The sequence below is a fragment of the Photorhabdus heterorhabditis genome (assembly GCF_018448905.1).
Taxonomy (GTDB): Bacteria; Pseudomonadota; Gammaproteobacteria; order Enterobacterales; family Enterobacteriaceae; genus Photorhabdus; species Photorhabdus heterorhabditis.
Genome location: NZ_RCWA01000125.1, coordinates 1 through 1,338 on the forward strand (window position 1 = coordinate 1; position 1,338 = coordinate 1,338).

1 protein-coding gene is annotated in these 1,338 nt (G+C 60.2%); it reads right to left on the reverse strand.

The genetic code is table 11. From position 1 onward, the window contains the following. Positions 1–1,338 (reverse strand): hemagglutinin repeat-containing protein (locus EAE89_RS22870; protein ID WP_214086654.1); only part of this gene is annotated, 1,338 nt, incomplete at both ends.

Here is a 1,338-nt window from a genome sequence, read left to right on the forward strand (position 1 = left end):
CGGTATCGCGACTTAAGTTCGCGATATCCTGCGTCTGGTGCGCTTTGTCCCGGATAATCAGGTTGCCGTCACTGACGGCGGCGTGCGTGGTGGTGCTGTCATGGCCCTGGTTATTGGAACCGCTCAGTGCATTGACCGCCAGATTATTCAGGACCTGACCGGCGGTCGGTTTGCCAACGCTGATGCCCGCACTCTGCTGTTCAACCTTAAAATCCGCCTGATTCTGAATATCTTTAAAGCCCAGTGTGCCGGTGTTGAGGGTGTTTTTGGTTTTGTCAGCGTGACTGGCTATCACCGCACCGTCCAGCTGGGTGTGGTCGCCGACATTCACCTGATAGCCCCCTTGACCGGCATACAGCCCGGTCTGCTCCTGCACGCTGTCATAGTGGCTGTGCAGTTTGCTGCGGCTGGCATTCAGGCTTAATGTGCCGTCCGGCTGCGGACCCACGGTGGCATTGACCCCGGCACGGGCGTTGTGCTGCTGGCTGTCATAGCGCTGGCGGTCCTGTTCACTGCTTAATGTCAGATGGCGTTTCACGTCGGCGGTCAGCTGTTCGCCACTGACCTGCGCCCCTTGCAGCGTGGTATCCCGGCCACTGTTGAGGGTAACGGTCTGTCCCGCCTCTAATGTGGTGTGCGTGTGACTGACCCCGTTGCCATTTTCATGGCCGTTGCCCCGACTGACATTGGCCGATGCCGTCAAGCCGGTGCTGCCCGGGCCGGCGGTGAGACCCACGCCCAGCGCGCTACCGTGGCTACTGTTTTTGCCGATAGTCTGTTCGGTGTTCTGGCTGGAACTCAGTTGGATGTCTCGGCTGGCATTGAGTTGCAGGTCTTGACCCGCCTGTAACTGGCTGCCCTGAATACGGATATCGCCATTCTGGCCTGATGCGCCTTTGCCATCCCCTTTGGCGGTTATGGTGAGGTTATCCCCGGCCGTGAGATGGCTGCCCTGTTGGGTGGTCTGGCGGTGCTGCTGTTCTGAACGCGAAGACTGGCGACCGTAGGACAGGCGAACCCCGGCCAGATTATTCTTGCCCGGGTCGTCACGGCCCTGCGCTTCCGCCAGTCGGACCGCCTGGGTAGCCTGAACCCCGCTGAGCGCGGCCTGAGTATTTTGCAACGCTTTCAGGCGCGGGTCGGCGGTCTGCTGTGCTGCCCGGGCTGTCTGTACCGCGCTGTTGATGGCGCCGCCTGCCGTGCCACTGAGCGCCACGGTTAAGCCGCTTTGCTTTTGTTCGGTTTTCGTCAGGGTGGTGTGATGATTTTCCGCACTGGTGATACTGACGCTCTGACCGGTGAGGGTCAGGTCCTTTTTCGCGACGATATCACTGCCAT